Origin of the sequence: Ruegeria sp., from assembly GCF_965199275.1 — a bacterium.
Classification (GTDB): Bacteria; Pseudomonadota; Alphaproteobacteria; order Rhodobacterales; family Rhodobacteraceae; genus Ruegeria.
In genome coordinates this window covers 232,772-249,255 of sequence record NZ_CBDAQX010000022.1, presented here as the reverse complement: position 1 = coordinate 249,255, position 16,484 = coordinate 232,772, and the positions used below count along the sequence as shown (strand labels likewise).

17 protein-coding genes are annotated in these 16,484 nt (G+C 60.8%); 8 read left to right on the top strand and 9 right to left on the bottom strand.

The genetic code is table 11. The features are described from left to right. Positions 1-13: 13 nt before the first annotated feature. From ACOERD_RS20940 to ACOERD_RS20930, 3 genes are all read left to right on the top strand, one after another. Entirely contained in the window at positions 14-2,833 is a 2,820-nt protein-coding gene (locus ACOERD_RS20940) for a molybdopterin oxidoreductase family protein (RefSeq protein ID WP_419740326.1), read from the top strand. 91 nt (positions 2,834-2,924) lie between these two features. Further along, positions 2,925-3,674, top strand: coding sequence for a 4Fe-4S dicluster domain-containing protein (locus ACOERD_RS20935; protein ID WP_419740325.1), 750 nt, complete (start codon positions 2,925-2,927; stop codon positions 3,672-3,674). Continuing rightward, a complete protein-coding gene (locus tag ACOERD_RS20930) occupies positions 3,674-4,561 on the top strand; it encodes a dimethyl sulfoxide reductase anchor subunit family protein (RefSeq protein WP_419740561.1) in 888 nt (295 codons plus the stop codon). Before ACOERD_RS20935 ends, ACOERD_RS20930 begins: the two co-directional genes overlap by 1 nt. A gap of 71 nt (positions 4,562-4,632) precedes the next feature. Here the strand turns inward: ACOERD_RS20930 and dapA are convergent, their stop codons facing one another. Beyond that, entirely contained in the window at positions 4,633-5,505 is an 873-nt protein-coding gene (gene dapA, locus ACOERD_RS20925) for a 4-hydroxy-tetrahydrodipicolinate synthase (RefSeq protein WP_419740324.1), read from the bottom strand. 134 nt (positions 5,506-5,639) lie between these two features. Between dapA and ACOERD_RS20920 the strand changes: the two genes are divergently transcribed. Then, a complete protein-coding gene (locus ACOERD_RS20920) occupies positions 5,640-7,613 on the top strand; it encodes a transglycosylase SLT domain-containing protein (protein WP_419740323.1) in 1,974 nt (657 codons plus the stop codon). Here ACOERD_RS20920 and ACOERD_RS20915 read toward each other — a convergent pair. Then, positions 7,587-8,456, bottom strand: a complete 870-nt coding sequence (locus ACOERD_RS20915; RefSeq protein ID WP_419740322.1) for a DMT family transporter — start codon at positions 8,454-8,456, stop codon at positions 7,587-7,589. The two genes, ACOERD_RS20920 and ACOERD_RS20915, sit on opposite strands and share 27 nt — an antisense overlap. Next, on the bottom strand, positions 8,453-9,118 hold the full coding sequence (gene mnmD, locus ACOERD_RS20910; protein ID WP_419740321.1) for a tRNA (5-methylaminomethyl-2-thiouridine)(34)-methyltransferase MnmD: 666 nt from the start codon (positions 9,116-9,118) through the stop codon (positions 8,453-8,455). The genes ACOERD_RS20915 and mnmD overlap by 4 nt, the downstream gene beginning before the upstream one ends. A 55-nt stretch (positions 9,119-9,173) precedes the next feature. On the opposite strand from mnmD, the gene ACOERD_RS20905 reads away from it, so the two are divergent. After that, the gene (locus ACOERD_RS20905; protein WP_419740560.1) at positions 9,174-10,208 is read left to right on the top strand and encodes an NAD(P)/FAD-dependent oxidoreductase; all 1,035 of its coding nucleotides are present in this window, start codon (positions 9,174-9,176) and stop codon (positions 10,206-10,208) included. Here the strand turns inward: ACOERD_RS20905 and ACOERD_RS20900 are convergent. The 4 genes from ACOERD_RS20900 to ACOERD_RS20885 form a co-directional block, all read right to left on the bottom strand. Beyond that, on the bottom strand, positions 10,200-10,994 hold the full coding sequence (locus ACOERD_RS20900) for an FAS1-like dehydratase domain-containing protein (RefSeq protein ID WP_419740320.1): 795 nt from the start codon (positions 10,992-10,994) through the stop codon (positions 10,200-10,202). The genes ACOERD_RS20905 and ACOERD_RS20900 overlap by 9 nt on opposite strands. A gap of 11 nt (positions 10,995-11,005) precedes the next feature. Further along, positions 11,006-11,551, bottom strand: a complete 546-nt coding sequence (locus ACOERD_RS20895; protein ID WP_170552461.1) for an NAD(P)H-dependent oxidoreductase — start codon at positions 11,549-11,551, stop codon at positions 11,006-11,008. Positions 11,552-11,677: 126 nt separating this feature from the next. Beyond that, positions 11,678-12,349 (bottom strand): OmpA family protein, encoded by a 672-nt coding sequence (locus ACOERD_RS20890; RefSeq protein ID WP_170661536.1) that lies wholly within the window; start codon positions 12,347-12,349, stop codon positions 11,678-11,680. Between the two features lie 126 nt (positions 12,350-12,475). Then, entirely contained in the window at positions 12,476-13,168 is a 693-nt protein-coding gene (locus tag ACOERD_RS20885; RefSeq protein ID WP_419740319.1) for a helix-turn-helix transcriptional regulator, read from the bottom strand. Positions 13,169-13,277: 109 nt separating this feature from the next. Between ACOERD_RS20885 and ACOERD_RS20880 the strand changes: the two genes are divergently transcribed. Further along, the gene (locus ACOERD_RS20880) at positions 13,278-13,469 is read left to right on the top strand and encodes a hypothetical protein (protein ID WP_419740318.1); all 192 of its coding nucleotides are present in this window, start codon (positions 13,278-13,280) and stop codon (positions 13,467-13,469) included. Here the strand turns inward: ACOERD_RS20880 and ACOERD_RS20875 are convergent. Then, on the bottom strand, positions 13,466-14,119 hold the full coding sequence (locus tag ACOERD_RS20875; RefSeq protein ID WP_419740317.1) for an RluA family pseudouridine synthase: 654 nt from the start codon (positions 14,117-14,119) through the stop codon (positions 13,466-13,468). The genes ACOERD_RS20880 and ACOERD_RS20875 overlap by 4 nt on opposite strands. A gap of 95 nt (positions 14,120-14,214) precedes the next feature. On the opposite strand from ACOERD_RS20875, the gene ACOERD_RS20870 reads away from it, so the two are divergent. Together ACOERD_RS20870 and ACOERD_RS20865 are read left to right on the top strand one after the other, a co-directional pair. After that, positions 14,215-14,625: a nuclear transport factor 2 family protein gene (locus ACOERD_RS20870; RefSeq protein WP_419740316.1), complete on the top strand. Its 411-nt coding sequence runs from the start codon at positions 14,215-14,217 to the stop codon at positions 14,623-14,625. Positions 14,626-14,627: 2 nt separating this feature from the next. Continuing rightward, a complete protein-coding gene (locus ACOERD_RS20865) occupies positions 14,628-15,338 on the top strand; it encodes an SGNH/GDSL hydrolase family protein (RefSeq protein ID WP_419740315.1) in 711 nt (236 codons plus the stop codon). On the opposite strand, the gene rarD is transcribed toward ACOERD_RS20865, so the two are convergent. After that, positions 15,329-16,315 carry an EamA family transporter RarD gene (rarD, locus tag ACOERD_RS20860; protein ID WP_419740314.1) on the bottom strand — a complete coding sequence of 329 codons (987 nt, stop codon included), beginning with the start codon at positions 16,313-16,315 and terminating at the stop codon, positions 15,329-15,331. The genes ACOERD_RS20865 and rarD overlap by 10 nt on opposite strands. Positions 16,316-16,484 lie beyond the last annotated feature (169 nt).

Here is a 16,484-nt window from a genome sequence, read left to right as displayed (position 1 = left end):
ATAAGGACGCCAGATGACAATCCAGCAACCGAAGATCGACACCAGCCCGAAAGTCTCGGACGAGATCCGGCGCACCACCTGTTATATGTGCGCCTGTCGCTGCGGCATCAATGTTCACATGAAGGACGGAAAGGTTGCCTATATCGAGGGTAACCGCGACCACCCGGTCAACAAAGGCGTTCTCTGCGCCAAGGGCAGCGCCGGCATCATGCAGGTCAACGCGCCCTCACGCCTGCGCAAGCCACTGCGACGGGTCGGTCCTCGTGGTTCGGGTGAGTTCCGCGAGATCGAATGGGACGAGGCGATCAGCACTGCCGTCGGCTGGCTGAACGAATTGCACGAGACCGCCCCGCACAAGCTGGCCTTCTTTACTGGGCGCGACCAGAGCCAGAGCTTCACCAGCTTCTGGGCACAGAATTTTGGTACACCCAACTATGCGGCCCATGGCGGGTTCTGCTCGGTCAACATGGCAGCGGGCGGCATCTACACAATGGGCGGCGCGTTTTGGGAGTTCGGCCAGCCCGATTGGGACCATACAAAGCTGTTCATGCTTTTCGGTGTGGCCGAGGATCATGACAGCAACCCGATCAAGATGGGCATCGGCAAGATCAAGGCGCGCGGCGCGCGGGTGATCGGGGTGAACCCGATCCGCTCGGGCTACAACGCGGTGGCTGACGATTGGGTCGGGATCACGCCGGGCACCGATGGGCTGTTCATCCTGTCACTGATCCATGTGCTGATGAAGGCTGGCAAGATCGACCTCGACTACCTTGCCCGCTACACCAACGCGCCGGTTCTGGTGAATGCTACTAACGGCCCGGAGAAGGGTCTGTTCCTGCGCGATGCCGACGGAAAGCCATTGGTGATCGACCGTGTGACCGGTGAACCGACCGCCTTTGACAAACCCGGCGTGCGCCCGGATCTGTCCGCCACCTACGACAAGGACGGTGTGACTCACCGCCCGGTCTTCCATCAGATGGCCGAGAAATACCTCTCTGACGATCACGCCCCCGAAAATGTGGCCGAGCGCTGCGGCATACCGGCCCAGAAAATCCGCGCCATCGCCGCCGAAATCGCCCGCGTCGCCTTTGATGAGGCCATCGAGCTCGACCAGGAATGGACCGACTTCCGGGGCGAAAAGCACGCCAAGATGACAGGCCGCCCGGTCAGCTTCCACGCCATGCGCGGGATCTCGGCCCATGCCAACGGCTTCCAGACCTGTCGCGCGCTGCATGTGCTGCAGATCCTGCTGGGCACGGTCGAGGTCCCCGGCGGCTTCCGCTTCAAACCGCCCTACCCCAAACCCGTCGAGGCGCACCCGACACCGCACGGAGACCGCCGCCCAGGCCGCCCGCTGGAAGGCCCCCACCTTGGCTTCCCGCGCGGCCCCGAGGACCTGCTGCTAGATGAAGACGGCACCGCTCAGCGCATCGACAAAGCCTTTACATGGGAAAACCCGATGTCGGCCCACGGGCTGATGCACATGGTGATCTCAAACGCCGCCGCCGGTGATCCTTACAAGATCGACACGTTGTTCATGTATATGGCGAATATGTCGTGGAACTCCTCTATGAACACCAAAGGTGTGATGGAGATGCTGTCGGCCAAGACCGAAGACGGCAAATACGTCATCCCGCATATCATCTACTCGGATGCCTATTCCTCGGAAATGGTTGCCTACGCCGACCTGATCCTGCCGGATACGACCTATCTGGAACGGCACGACTGCATCTCGCTGCTGGATCGCCCGATCTGCGAGGCCGACGCCGCCGCAGATGCCATCCGCTGGCCGGTGGTCGAACCCGATCGCGACGTGCGCGGGTTCCAGTCGGTGCTGATCCAACTCGCCAACCGCATGAGCCTGCCGGGCTTCACCAACGAAGACGGCACACCCAAGTGGAAAGACTATGCCGACTATATCGTCAATCACCAGCGCAAACCCGGCATCGGCCCACTGGCCGGGTTCAGAGGCGAAGATGGCACCAAGGAAGGACGCGGAGAGGTCAATCCGGACCAGTTGAACCGATATATCGAAAACGGAGGCTTCTACGTCGCGCATATTCCCGAAGGCGCGGATTATTACAAACCTTGGAACGCCGCCTATCAGGATTGGGCCGTTGGAATGGGCCTCTACGACAGCCCGCAGCCCTACCTGTTCCAGCTATATTCAGAACCGATGCGCAAATTCCAACTGGCCGCCGAAGGACACGGACCGAACCAGCCCCCCGACCACCTGCGACAACGCATCAAAGACTCCATGGACCCTCTGCCCATTTGGTACGAGACCGATCAGCAGGGCAACGAAGGCTTCACAGTCAACGCCCTGACCCAGCGGCCAATGGCGATGTATCACAGCTGGGGCACCCAAAACGCGTGGCTAAGGCAACTTCACGGGCGCAACCCGCTTTACGTCCCCACCAAGCTGATGCGCGAACACGGGCTGCAAGACGGCGACTGGGCCAAGGTCACCTCTCCCCACGGCGAGATCACCGTACCCGTGATGGAAATGGCCGCGCTGAATGAAAACACCGTCTGGACATGGAACGCCATCGGCAAGCGCAAAGGTGCCTGGGCGCTGCAAGAGGACGCGCCGGAGGCCACCAAGGGTTTCCTGCTCAACCACCTGATCCACGAATTGCTACCGCCCAAGGGGGACGGTATGCGATGGGCCAACTCGGACCCGATCACCGGTCAGGCCGCGTGGTTCGACCTGAAAGTCAGGATCGAAAAAGCCAACCCTCCGGCAGATGCCGAAAGCCAACCCGAATTTGCCCCGATCAATTCCCCCGTCGGCACCGGCCCGAAGGATATCGCGTGGAAGGTAGGCAAATGATCCAATCTTCATCTGGCCAAAAATATCTCGGGGAGCGCGAGGGGCTGGCCCCTCGCTCCCGCCCTTACCATCAGCGCGGAGGTCAAAAAAAATGACCCAGCTCCCCCAATCTACCGAACGCAAAATGGGCCTCGTCATCGACCTCGACACCTGTGTCGGGTGCCACGCCTGCGTGATTTCCTGCAAAGGCTGGAACACCGAAAACTACGGTGCACCCTTGTCTGATCAGGATGCCTATGGCGGCAACCCCTCGGGCACATTCCTGAACCGTGTCCACTCCTACGAGGTCACTCCGGCCGAGGGCCACTCCCAACTGGTTCACTTCCCCAAATCCTGCCTGCATTGCGAAGACGCTCCCTGCGTTACGGTCTGCCCAACCGGGGCCAGCTACAAACGCGTCGAGGATGGGATCGTGCTGGTCAACGAAAGCGACTGCATCGGCTGCGGCCTCTGCGCCTGGTCCTGCCCCTATGGCGCGCGTGAAATGGACATGGCCGAGGGCGTGATGAAGAAATGCACCCTCTGCGTCGATCGCATCTACAACGAAAACCTGCCCGAAGTGGATCGGGTGCCGTCCTGCGTCCGCACCTGCCCAGCCGGAGCACGTCATTTCGGGGACCTCGGCGATCCTAACAGCGACGTCAGCAAGCTGGTCGCTGAACGAGACGGTATGGACCTGATGCCAGAAATGGGCACCAAACCTGTCAACAAATACCTGCCGCCCCGCCCCAAGGATCAGATCGAGGACCAGATCGACATTCTGGCCCCACTGCTGGCCCCCGTCGCGGAAGAGCCCAAAGGGTTCCTCGGCTGGCTCGACAAAACTCTGGAGAAGCTTTGATGCATCCGGCCCCTTCCGTTATCATCTTCACCACCTTGTCCGGCCTAGGCTTTGGGCTGCTGTTCTTCCTTGGCCTCGGAATGCCCGAGGTTACAGGCTGGGTCGCCTTTGTCTTTTTCCTGATCGCCTATGGGTTAGCTGTCGGCGGATTGCTTGCATCGACCTTCCACCTCGGCCACCCGGAACGGGCGTGGAAAGCGTTCACGCAATGGCGCTCTAGCTGGCTCAGCCGCGAGGGCTGGTGCGCGGTGATCGCACTGGTCCTAATGGGCCTGTTCGCAATCGGTTCAGTTTTCATGGGCGAACGCTGGAGCCTTTTGGGTTGGCTCGGCGCGTTGTTCTCGCTGGCCACGGTGTTCACCACATCAATGATCTACACCCAGCTCAAGACAATCCCTCGTTGGAACATGAAGCTGACACCAGCCATGTTTCTCAGCTTCAGCCTGGCCGGAGGGGCCTTGATGGCCGGGCAGACCTCAGTCGCTCTGCCTTTGCTGTTGATCGCCGCTCTGGTGCAGATTCTGTACTGGCGTCAGGGGGACAAGGCGCTTGCCAACTCAGGGACTGACCTTGGGACAGCAACAGGATTGGGTCAGCGCGGGTCTGTGCGGGCGTTTGAGCCTCCGCATACCGGGACCAACTACTTGCTACGAGAGTTCGTCCACGTGGTTGGCCGCAAACATGCCGAGAAGCTGCGGATCATCTCGTTCCTGCTGGCCTTTGCGCTGCCCGTCGTGTTCATCGCGATCCCGTTAGAAGGGTTCGCGCTAAAACACCTGCTTGCGCTGCTGGCCGTGGTTTCTCACCTGGCTGGTGTCGCCGCGTCACGCTGGCTGTTCTTCGCGCAGGCGGAGCATGTGGTTGGGCTCTATTACGGCAAGCGGTGAGCACCTTTGCAGCAGACAAAAAAGGGCGGCGCTCGATATTCGAGGCCGCCCTTTTCATTAGAACGTATAATTTAGATCAGACCTGCATGCGCCATCGCGGCTTCAATCGCAGCCTTGGTGCTGTCTTCCAGTTCAGTCAGAGGCGAGCGAACTTCGGTGCTGCATAGGCCCAGCTTGCTCAGCGCGTATTTAGCGCCTACCAGGCCGGGCTCGATGAAGATCGCTTCGTGCAGAGGCATCAGGCGATCCTGATAGTCCAAAGCCTTGGCATAGTCGCCCGCAAGCGTGGCCTGTTGGAACTCGGCGCAAAGTTTCGGAGCCACGTTGGCCGTGACCGAGATACAGCCCACGCCGCCATGCGCGTTGAAGCCTAGCGCGGTGGCGTCTTCGCCCGACAACTGACAGAAGTCGGCACCACAGCTTGCGCGCTGCTGGCTGACGCGCGCCAGATCGCCAGTCGCGTCTTTGACACCGACAATCCGTGGCAGTTTTGCCAGTTCACCCATGGTCGCGGAGGTCATGTCGATGACCGAACGGCCCGGGATGTTGTAGATGATGATCGGAATCTCGGCGCAATCGTGCAGAGCGCGGAAATGGGCCAACAGGCCATTCTGTGTCGGCTTGTTGTAGTAGGGTGTGACCACTAATGCCGCATCGGCCCCGACATTCTTGGCAAACTGGACGAATCGAACTGCCTCGACCGTGTTGTTTGAACCTGCGCCCGCAATCACCGGCACCCGACCCGCAGCAGCTTTGACCACTTCGGCCACAACGGTTTCGTGTTCCTCATGGCTCAGCGTCGGGCTTTCACCTGTGGTGCCTACGGGAACCAGACCGGTCGAGCCTTCCTTTATCTGCCATTCTACCAAGTGTTTGAGCGTATCCAGGTCCAACTCGCCGTTGCTGAACGGGGTGACGAGGGCTGGCATTGAGCCTTTGAACATGGGTCGCGCTCCTTGAAGTGCGGTTGCAGTATTTGCGCCATCCTCGCTCACGTTTTTGGCTTTGTGAGTTGATACTGGCGGCGCAAGGTTTATCCTGAATGGCTCTATCCTCGGTTGGTTGGGAAATGCAAGGGATGACACGCGTTCTGGCCTTTTTGGCAACAGTGATTCTGTGTTTTGGGATGCAGGCAAGCGCCGCGCGGGCCGATGCTGCCGGTGATCTGCGCGCCGGGCTGGCCGAAATGCGCAAAGGTGACTGGAACGAAGCGCTAGCGGTTTCTGGCGCGCGCGGCGCGGTGTCCCGTGACATCATCGTGTGGCACTGGCTGCGCGAGGGCTTTGGCAGCTCTGGCGATGTGCTGGTGTTTTTGGAGCGTCGCCCTGATTGGCCCGGACTGGCCTGGTTGCGCCGCAAGAGCGAGCCGTCCTTTACCGGGGCTGATCCGGATCGAGTGGTGAACTTCTATGCCGATCAGCCACCGCAAACGGCCGAAGGCGCGCTCAACTATGCGGTCGCTCTGAAAGCCAAGGGTCGGATTGGGGACGCCGAGGCGGATATCGTCACAGCCTGGCGCACCATGCCCATGGGGTCAGGGTTGCAGCAGGACTATCTTGAGAATTTCGGCAAATTGCTAAAACCGCACCACGCAGCGCGACTAGATCGGATGCTGTGGGACAATCATCTGGTCAGCGCCGGGCGTATGCTGCCTCTGGTCAGCGCCGATCAGCGCAAGCTGGCGGAAGCCCGAATTGCCTTGCAAAAACGCGAACCGGGCGTGGATGGCAAGATTTCTGCCGTACCCAAGGCTCTGGCAGGGTCTCCGGGGCTAGCGTTTTATCGCTTTGTCTGGCGCGACAAGAAAGAGTTGGACGACAGCGCCATTGATTTGATGCTGGCGCGATCGACCGGCCCAGACGCCTTGGGTGAGCCGGACAAATGGGCCGAAGGGCGACGCCGACTGGCCCGGCTTGAGATGCGGCAGGGCAGTGCGTCCCGTGCCTATGAGGTTGCCGCCAATCACCACATGACGCCCGAGATGGGCTATGGCTATGCCGATCTGGAATGGCTAGCCGGGTTCCTGGCTTTGCGCAAGTTGAACGACCCAGCAACGGCGGTTCGGCACTTTCAGAACTTTGAAGGCGCGGTAAAATCGCCGATTTCACGGGGTCGCGCTGGCTATTGGCTGGGTCGCGCTTACGCGGCACAAGGGGATGCCGAGAAAGCCTATGACGCTTATGCAATGGGTGCAGATTATCAGACATCCTTCTACGGCATTCTCGCAGCCGAGCAGATCGGGCGACCGTTCGACAACACCCTCGCCAACCCGCCCCGCGCCGCGCATTGGCGACAAGCCGAATTTGCGAACTCCAGCGTTTTGGAGGCCGGTCTGCTGCTGTTGAAAGCTGGGGAGGATAACCTCTCCGAACGGTTTCTGACCCACCTGGTCGAAAGCCTCGATACAGCGCAAGCCAATCAGCTGGGCGATCTGGTCATCGAGTTGAAAGAGCCGCATCTGGCCGTGATGATCGCCAAACGCGCCGCGACCACGGGAACAGTTCTGCCCGCAGCCTATTACCCCGTGCATCCGGTCGCAGATATCGGCCTGCCGATGGCTAAAGAGATGACCTTGGCCATCGCCCGGCGTGAAAGCGAATTTGATCCGGTGGTGATCAGTGGCGCAGGCGCGCGAGGCTTGATGCAGGTGATGCCAGCGACCGCCAAACTGGTCGCGCAGGAGTTGGGGATCCTAAGCGGACATCAGACCGGGCGGCTGACCTCGGACTGGGAATACAATGCCAAGCTGGGGGCAAACTACCTGTCCAGCCTCGCGGCGGATTTCAACGGCAATGTGGTCATGATGGCCGCCGGATATAATGCCGGACCACGGCGGCCGATCTCATGGATGGAGCGCTACGGAGACCCCCGTGCCGGTGAGGTGGATGTGGTCGACTGGATCGAGACCATCCCCTTCAGCGAAACGCGCAACTATGTGATGCGCGTGACCGAAAGCCTTCCGGTCTACCGCGCGCGTCTGGGGAAACCCGCCCTGCCCGTGCCCTTCTCACAGGAGCTGACAGGATCAACCCTTGCGGCGTTCGCGCCATAGGGTGAACAGCCCCGCAGCAACAACCAGCCCTGCGCCGATGACGACCTCGGGGCGGAGGACCTCGTTGAAGATCGCGATACCAAGGATCGCGACCCATACCAGATGGAGGTAGGCAAAGGGCTGCACCGCACTGGCCTCGGCCGCCTCGTAGCATTTGATCAGCAGCCAATGGCCAAACGCACCGCTGACACAAAGCGTTGCCATCCAAGCCCAATCTGTCTTTGCCATCGGCTCCCAGAACCACATGCCGACCAGCGTCATGGCAACGGCTCCGCTGACGCCGGTCCAGAAAAAGCTGGTGGCGGCGCTGTCACGGCGGGCGGCATAGCGGGTAAGCAGCGAATAGACCGCAAATAGAAAGGCCGAGATCAGCGGAATGATCGCCCAGGGGTTAAACACGCCGACCCCTGGTTGCAGGATGATCAACACGCCGACGCAGCCGACCCCGATTGCAGTCCAACGCCGCCAGCCCACGCTTTCACCCAGAACCGGGCCGCTGAGGGCTGCGACCAGAAGGGGGTAGCAGATGAAGACCGCCATGCTGTTGATCAGACCCAGCTTGGTGAACCCGAAAACGGCGACGCAAATCTCAGTCACCAGCAGAACGCCGCGAAAAATCTGCAGTTTTGGCTGGTCGGTGCGCGCCGCCGCCTTCAACCCACCCGGAGCGCGGGCCGCAAGTGCGATGACAAAAGCCGCGAAGAACCAATAGCGGACCATCACCACCATGTAGGTGTTATACGTCCCCGCCAGATGGCGCGAGATCCCGTCCTGCAAGGCGAAAACCACCGTTGAGGCGACCATCAGCGCGATCCCGGCCGAGATATTGTTCTGCTGCGTCACGCCTTCACCGCCCGTGTCATATGCCGTTTGCGACCGTATCCGGGCGCGCGAGTGACTGCGAAACCGGCCTCCTCCAACCCGCGACGGACAAAACCCGCTGCGGTGTAGGTGGCCGCGGTGCCGCTTGGTACCGTGTGATCGGCCACATGCTGCATCAACTCCGCGCCCCAGAGTTCGGGGTTTTTGGCGGGCGAGAAGCCGTCCAGAAACCACGCATCGGCCTTGCCTGTCCAGCCGGGCAACGTCTGACGCGCGTCGCCTTCAATCACCTCAAGGTGCAGCGTGTCGAACTGACAGGATCCGCCGCGCCATTGCGACAGGAAGCGGTCGGCCCAGGGCTGCACTTCGGGGAAAGCACCCAGCGCGCGCGACATATCCTCGGGGGCCATAGGGAAGGCCTCAAAACTGGTGAATCGCAGCGGGGTGGTCTGGCCTGCGGCCTCCCATGCGGACCACACGGTCAGCAGATTCAGGCCGGTGCCAAAGCCGAGCTCGGCAATATGAAACCCTGGCGCAAAGCGCGCGGGCAGGTCGTTGCCCGACAGAAAGACATGCCGCGTCTCCTCTAACCCGTTCTGCAACGAGAAATAGGGGTCATCGAACTGTTCTGAGACCGGAATCCGGTCCTCTCTCCATGTCAATTCGGCGTGCTGGTCTGCCATCGGGGAATCCTGTAGCTAAGCGGCGCGACACTGAACAAGGAAGAGGGGTTTGGCAATGGTCGATGTGACGGTACGCGGCGCTGGCATTTTTGGCCTCTCCATCGCTTGGATCTGCGCCCGACGCGGCGCGAAGGTGCAGGTTGTCGATCCCTTTGGCCCCGGCGCGGGCTCCAGCGGAGGGTTGGTCGGCGCCCTGGCTCCGCATGTCCCCGAGAATTGGAATGCCAAGAAGGCCTTTCAGTTCGACAGCCTGATCATGGCCGAATCCTTTTGGGCGCAGGTCGAAGCGACCGGAGGGGTCTCAGCCGGCTATGGGCGTCTGGGGCGTCTTCAACCCATCATGGATGAGCGCAGCCTGCAGCTGGCACACCAACGGCATGCCACCGCGCAAGAGCTCTGGCAAGGCCTGGCCGAGTGGCAGGTGCTGCCCACGTCGGAGACAGGCCAGTGGTGCCCGCCCAGCCCGACCGGCTATGTCATCCAAGACACCCTGACCGCGCGGATGCACCCGCGCAGGGCCTGTGCCGCGCTGGTTGCGGCGCTCTCGGTCATGGGGGTTGAGGTGGTCGCCGAGGCCCCGGACAAGGGCCATGTACTGCACGCGACAGGTGTCGCCGGGTTGCAGGAGCTCAGCCAAAGTTTCGGAAAAACTATCGGCAATGGCGTCAAGGGACAGGCGGCATTGCTGCGCTTTGATGCGGGCGCGGTGCCGCAGCTTTTTGCAGATGCGATCCATATCGTGCCGCATGCAGACGGCACGCTTGCGATCGGCTCGACCTCGGAGCGGGATTATGATGATCCAACCAGCACCGACGACGCGCTTGAGGACGTGATCGACCGCGCCACTCGCGCGGTTCCCGTGCTGCACGGTGCCGAGGTGATCGAGCGATGGGCCGGTGTCCGCCCTCGCAGCAAAAGCCGCGCTCCGATGCTGGGTACACACCCGCTGCACGACGGTCAGTTTATTGCCAATGGTGGTTTCAAGATCGGCTTTGGCATGGCTCCGAAAGTGGCCGAGGTGATGGCGGACCTGATGCTGGACGGTCGAGATGAAATCCCTGCGGACTTCCGGCCCGAAGCATCACTCTGACCGCGCTTCTGCCTGCATGCACTGTCGCCCATCGGGGCCTCGAACCCACAGGTCTTGTCCTTTACGGCAGAGTGTGGCCGTCTCGAAATGCAAAAGCGGCGCGGTTGCCCTGAAGGAAAAGTACGTCAGCGGGCCGATCACCTCCTCCGCAAACAGCATCAACAACTGCGCCAATAGCGGCCCGTGTACGACCAGCCCGCCATACCCTTCGACATCACGCGCATAGTCCAGATCGTAGTGGATCCGGTGGCCGTTGAAGGTAAGTGCGGAATATCGGAACAACAGGGCGCTGTCGAAGCGCACCTCGCGGCGCTCCGTTTCGTCACGTCGCGCCATGGGCGGCGTTGGCTTCACCTCGTCCAGAGCGGGATCTTCGCGATAGACCAGATCCTGCCATTCAGTGACGCAGAGCGCCCCATCCTGCCAGATCTCATGCTTGAGCGTGACAAACCCCAATGGCCCAGTGCGCCCGGTTTTGCGGCTCTGTTTCTCCAGAGCCGAGTACCGCTCGGCCTCCACACCTGCGCGCAGTGGGGTATGGAAGTCCAACCGCCCCCCGGCCCACATCCGGCGCGGCAGGCCCATGTCCGGGATCAGATCAAGCCCGACCCGAGGGTGCCCGTCGCGCCCCAGATCAGATGGTGCACGCGGGGACCAGAAGTAAAGCTGATGAAAGAACGGTGGCAACGCTGAACCGCCAGAGATCGTAGGCTCCAAACCCAGCGCAACTTGCAAGGTCGCCGCCCGGGCCGGGTCCATCACATCGCTTTGCCGATCTTCATGCATACCGTAACCGCCTAAAGACGCCCGACCTCAGCCCGCAGTTTTTGCATCAACGCATGTATGGTCTTTTCGTAGCGCTCACTTGTCAGCCGTCCCCCGTCGTCAAACGCGTTTGAGCTGTCGGCCAGATGGACCTCGGGGCCTTGCAGAATGCGCGGTTGGAACGGCACCAAATAGGCGCGAAGGACCATCTGGGCGCGCTCCCCTCCGGCCCGACCCGCCGCAGCGGACATCACCGCAACCGGCTTGTCGGCCCAAGGTTTGCCCGACGTGCGGCTGACCCAGTCCAGAGCATTCTTCAGCACGCCCGACGGCCCCTTGTTGTATTCCGGTGTGGATATAATCACCGCATCCGCTTGCGCGATCTGGTCAGCCAGCGTTTGCACGGCGGCTGGGATGCCCTCACCCTCTTCCAGATCCCCATCATAGAGGGGCAGGTTCAGATCCGCTTCGACAAAGCTGGCAGGATCAAATAGGCGTGCCGCCTCGCGCAGAAGCTTACGGTTTGTTGCTGACTGACGCAGGGAACCGGACAGGCCAAGAAGGGTCGGTTGGGACATTGCGGGAAACTCCGTTTCAGTGTTTCCCAATAGGTAGACCGAGACGCGCCCGATCCAAACCCCATTTCTTGCACAGATCGTGCGCGCAAAAGGGCAGCCCTAAGGCCGCCCGCAATGCACATAGAATTACGAGTTTGCGCTGGGTACGATGACGATCTCGACCCGCCGGTTCTGTGATTTGCCTTCCGGCGTCAGGTTCGAGGCAACCGGGTTGTTTTCACCACGTCCGATGGTGACGATCCGGCTGTAGTTCACACCGTTCGCCTGAAGGACGTCAGCAACCGCATTGGCGCGACGCTCGGACAGGCCTTGGTTGTAGGAGGCCTCGCCATCACTGTCGGTGTGACCGATGATCTGCACGTTCGAGTTCGGATAGTTCACGAGGTTCTGACCAACTCGCACCAGATCGGCGCGCAATGCCGGGCGGACCGTCGCACTGTCAGTGTCGAAGGTGATGTCATTGGGAACGGTCACAATCAACCGGTCGCCCGCGTTGACAATGGTGATCCCATCATTGGCCAGCTGCTGACGCAATTCTGCGGCCTGTTTATCAAGTTGGTTGCCGATCAGGCCTCCGCCAGCCGCGCCGATCGCACCGCCTGCCACCGCGCCCAAAAGAGGGTTCGAATTATTCGCGATTGCGCCGACACCAGCACCAACCAAACCTCCCAAAACCGCGCCCTGCTTGGCATTCTGATTCGGATCTGAGGGCAGGTTCAACGTGCCCGGATCGGTACAGGCCGCCAAAGCCATGGCCGAGCATAGCCCGGTTGCCAGAAAAAACTTGGAAATCGTCATAGTATCACCTTCTGCTCGGGCACCCGTTGATCGGGTTTGCCTTGTTGCAGATCAGTATATCACGGCAGCGTTGCGCGGGCTCAAGCAACAAAGCGGTGAAGTCGGCGAATCCCCGCCCATACTTGTTCAGACGGTCTGCGCGGCCGGATCTTTGCCCTCCTGCTCGTTCCACAAATCCCGGAGCGAACTGCCTTGGCCACGGAAACTTTGGCCCGTGTCTTCACAGGCCCAGATACGGTCCGTCCGAAAGTGCCGGAACCCGCCCCGCAGCTCGCACCACCCGGCCAGCATCGTGCATTCGATGTGGTAGATCAGAGCCACAGGCCGAATGACTCGCTCAGAGCGTTCGCCCGCACCGTTTACATAGGTGATGCGCAGTTTCTGCTCGGCCCGTATGGCTTCGCGGTAACTGGCCACAGGGATGCATCCTTTCGCGGGATCATCAACCGGTGCGCCCCAGGTTGAGACCTGGAGCCAATCGGCAGGACAATGGAGCGCGTCGATCTTGTCACAGATGCGCCGCGCCGCCCGTTGCAGATGGCTGTCTCCGGTACGCGCCAGCATCGACAGCCCGACCCACAGCGCCTCAACCTCTTCGGCGTCGAAATTCAGTGGCGGCAGATCATAGCCGCGCCGCATCAGATAGCCCACGCCTGCCTCGCCCTCGATCGGTGTGCGCTGCGCCTGTAGCTCGGCAATATCGCGGTAGACCGTGCGCGTGGACACCTCGAGCTTTTCGGCCAGTTGATCGGCCGTCACGGGCGCATCTGCGGCCCTGAACATCTGGATGATTTCGAACAACCGGGTCGAGCGGCTCATGTCGGGGTCTCCTGTCAAACTGCTGACAGCCTAGCACATCCCCCTGACAAGGGGGTGTCAGGAGTGGTGCGCGAGATTGGGTCAGATTTCAAAAAATCGGAGGCCCGATATGCCCAATCTGGACAACCATGTTCTGATGCATCTGAAACTTGAACGCTGGTCGCAGGATCACACCCTTCGCGCCTATGAGATCGAGCGTGAACTAGCCGCAGATCGACACCGCGCACAACCCGCTCGCCGCAAAAGATCCCGTAAGTTTTCCCTCGGGAACCTGAAATTGTTGTGGACCAACGTGGCCTAAACCTGGAAATCCGCCTTGGCGCGAAACTTCATCGCAACGCCCCCTTCGGGGCTTTTCAGGCGCAATTCCTCGGAATGCAGCATGAGGCGTGGGAAATCGCGCGCGGCGCCTTCGGCGTAAAACGGGTCACCCAGAATCGGGTGGCCCAAGGTCAGCATGTGAACGCGCAACTGATGCGAGCGACCGGTTTTCGGAAACAGCCGCACGCGCGTCGTATCACCTTCGTATTTGACGACACGCCAATCCGTGACGGCCTGTTTGCCCGTGTAATGGCACACCATCTGGCGCGGTCGGTTCGGCCAGTCGACGATCAGCGGCAGATCAACCGTGCCCGTCTTGGCTTCCAGCCGCCCCCAAACACGGGCAATGTAGGTTTTGCGGGTTTGGCGCTGCTCGAACTGCATGCTCAGATTGCGTTGCGCGTGGGGTGTCTGCGCAAACACCATCACGCCCGAGGTATCCCGGTCCAACCGATGCACCAGCAGAGCCTGAGGAAACACCTCTTGCACGCGGGTCAGCAGGCAATCCGCCAAATGCGCACCGCGCCCCGGAACCGACAACAAGCCCGAGGGCTTGTTCACCACAATGAGTTGCGCATCTTCATGCAGCACATCCAGCGGCGTCTGGGGGGGATCGTAGGTCTCGCTCATGCTCGCGTGCCTATCCCACAGCGCCACTTCCCGCAACGTCGTCCTTGCGTGCGGCGCGCGTATCGTGAACCGTTGAGGCAAAAAGGGGAGAGGACATGCATCCAACAATCGAACGCATGCAAGAGGTTGTCGCCAAAGGGGACGAAGCCCTCATTCACGAGCTTTTGGCCGAGGACGTCCGTTTCATGCCGCCCACTTACTACAGCACATGGACCGGCCGCGCGCCGGTTGCCGCCGTGTTGGGCCATGTGGGCAAGGTATTTTCCGACTTTCGCTACAGACGGATCATGGGCAGTGGTAATGACTGGGCGCTCGAGTTTCAATGCAAGGTCAGAGATCTGGATGCGGTCGGAGTGGACCTGATCACGCTGAATGACGACGGTTTGATCCAGCAATTCGAGGTCGTCATGCGCCCTCATAAGACCATCGGCGCCCTGCGTGAGGCGATGATGGCCCGTGTGATGACCGACCCGCGGTTTCTGGAATTCAAATCCGCCCTGAGCTGATCATGTCAAATCCGCTTGCCGCCGATCAGATTCTGCGTGTGCCCCTTCTGCCGGTTCTGGCGGCTCAGGGCCTGGCTGTGCGCCGCAAAGCCCAGTTGCTGCCGGAACCAATCGGGCCGCGCGAAGGGCGAACGGGCCGTGGGCCTCGCCTGCGACTGTTGATTGCGGGCGACAGTTCTGCCGCCGGCGTAGGCGCAGGAACACAGGATCAGGCGCTTTCAGGCCATTTGGTCAAACACTTGGCGCGGCATCACTCGGTCGAATGGCGGCTGGAGGCAACAACCGGACACACGACCCGAGACACGCTTGAGAGGTTGCAAGCGATTGACGGCACATTCGATGCGGTCGTCACCGCGCTCGGCGTGAACGACGTGACCCGAGGCGTGACCTACAAACGTTTCGTCGAACGGCAGAATCAGTTGGCCAGGATGCTGACCCAACACCTCGGCGCACGACGCGTTGTGGTAACGGCTGTACCGCAGATGAACCGCTTTCCGTCCCTGCCCCATCCCTTGGCTTGGGTTTTGGGTCGACAATCCGCGCGCCTGGATCGTGGTCTGCAACAGGTCGTTGCCGCCCATCCGCAACTCCGACACTTGTCGCTGGATTTACCGGATGATCCCGCTCTGGCCGCGCCGGATGGATACCACCCCAGCCCCAAAACCTACGCTATTTGGGCCGAAAGCGCCGCGCGTCTTCTGCTTCAGGCCTGAGCCCGCGCCTGCCGGATCATCGGGATCGAATACACCACAAGCGCTGCCCAGATCAGAGGAAAGGCAATCATACGGGCCCGGTCGATCTGTTCTCCGAACACGGCGACTGCGGTGATGAAGATCATGGTTGGCGCGATGTATTGCAGGATGCCCATCGTTGACAGCCTGACGAGTTTGGCCCCGTTGGCATAGACCAGCAAAGGCACCGCCGTCACGACACCGGCACAAGACAGCAACACAGTATCCGAGGCCAACATTCCGAAATGCCCGGTTCCCTGAACCCCAAGCCACGTCACATAAACGATCGCCGGGATCAAAAGGATCAGAACCTCAAGCAGAAAACCCTGATTGGGGCCAATCGGCAGAGACCTTTTAAAGAAGGCATAGAACCCCCAACTCACCATCAAACCCAGCGCCGCCCAGGGAAGACGCCCAGCCTCGAACACCAGAACCAGCACACCCAAAGCTGCCAGACCGACGGCGAACAGCTGCATGCGCGTCAGAGGTTCTCGCAGCAGCACAGCGCCCAAGACGATACTGAACAATGGGTTGATGTAATACCCTAGCGCCGCATCCAACGCATGCCCGGTTGAGATCGCCCAGACGTAAATCGCCCAGTTCACCGAGATCAGCGCCGCAGTTAAAGCCGCCATGCCCAACATCTTGGGATTGCCCAACGACGCCCTTAGGTCTCTGGTCCGCCCCAGAATGACCAGCAGAAGCCCCGCCACCGGCACCGACCAGATGACCCGATGCGCCACAACTTCAACCGGGCCAATATGGCTCAGCGCTTTCATATAGAGAGGCAGGAAACCCCACATGACATATGAAGAAACCGCCAGAACAAACCCTTTTGGGGTGTCCGTATGCTGTAAAGGTGAGGCGGCAGTCGCCACGGGAAATCTCCGACAAGTATCGGACCCATTTACGGCAGTTCCTGAAGGGTTGAAAACTCTGAAAACAGTGAAGTCGCACATAACGAGTTGTGATGGGTCGACTTCGAAACCGCGCTTTTAAGCGAGGCTCTGCCTCGTGCTCCGGGATGTTTTAGCCAGATGAAGACCGGATCCCTTGCTTCATCTGGCCTTAAATATCCCGGGGGAGTCGCGGCTTGCCGCGGCGGGGGCAGAGCCCCTGCTCTGCGGG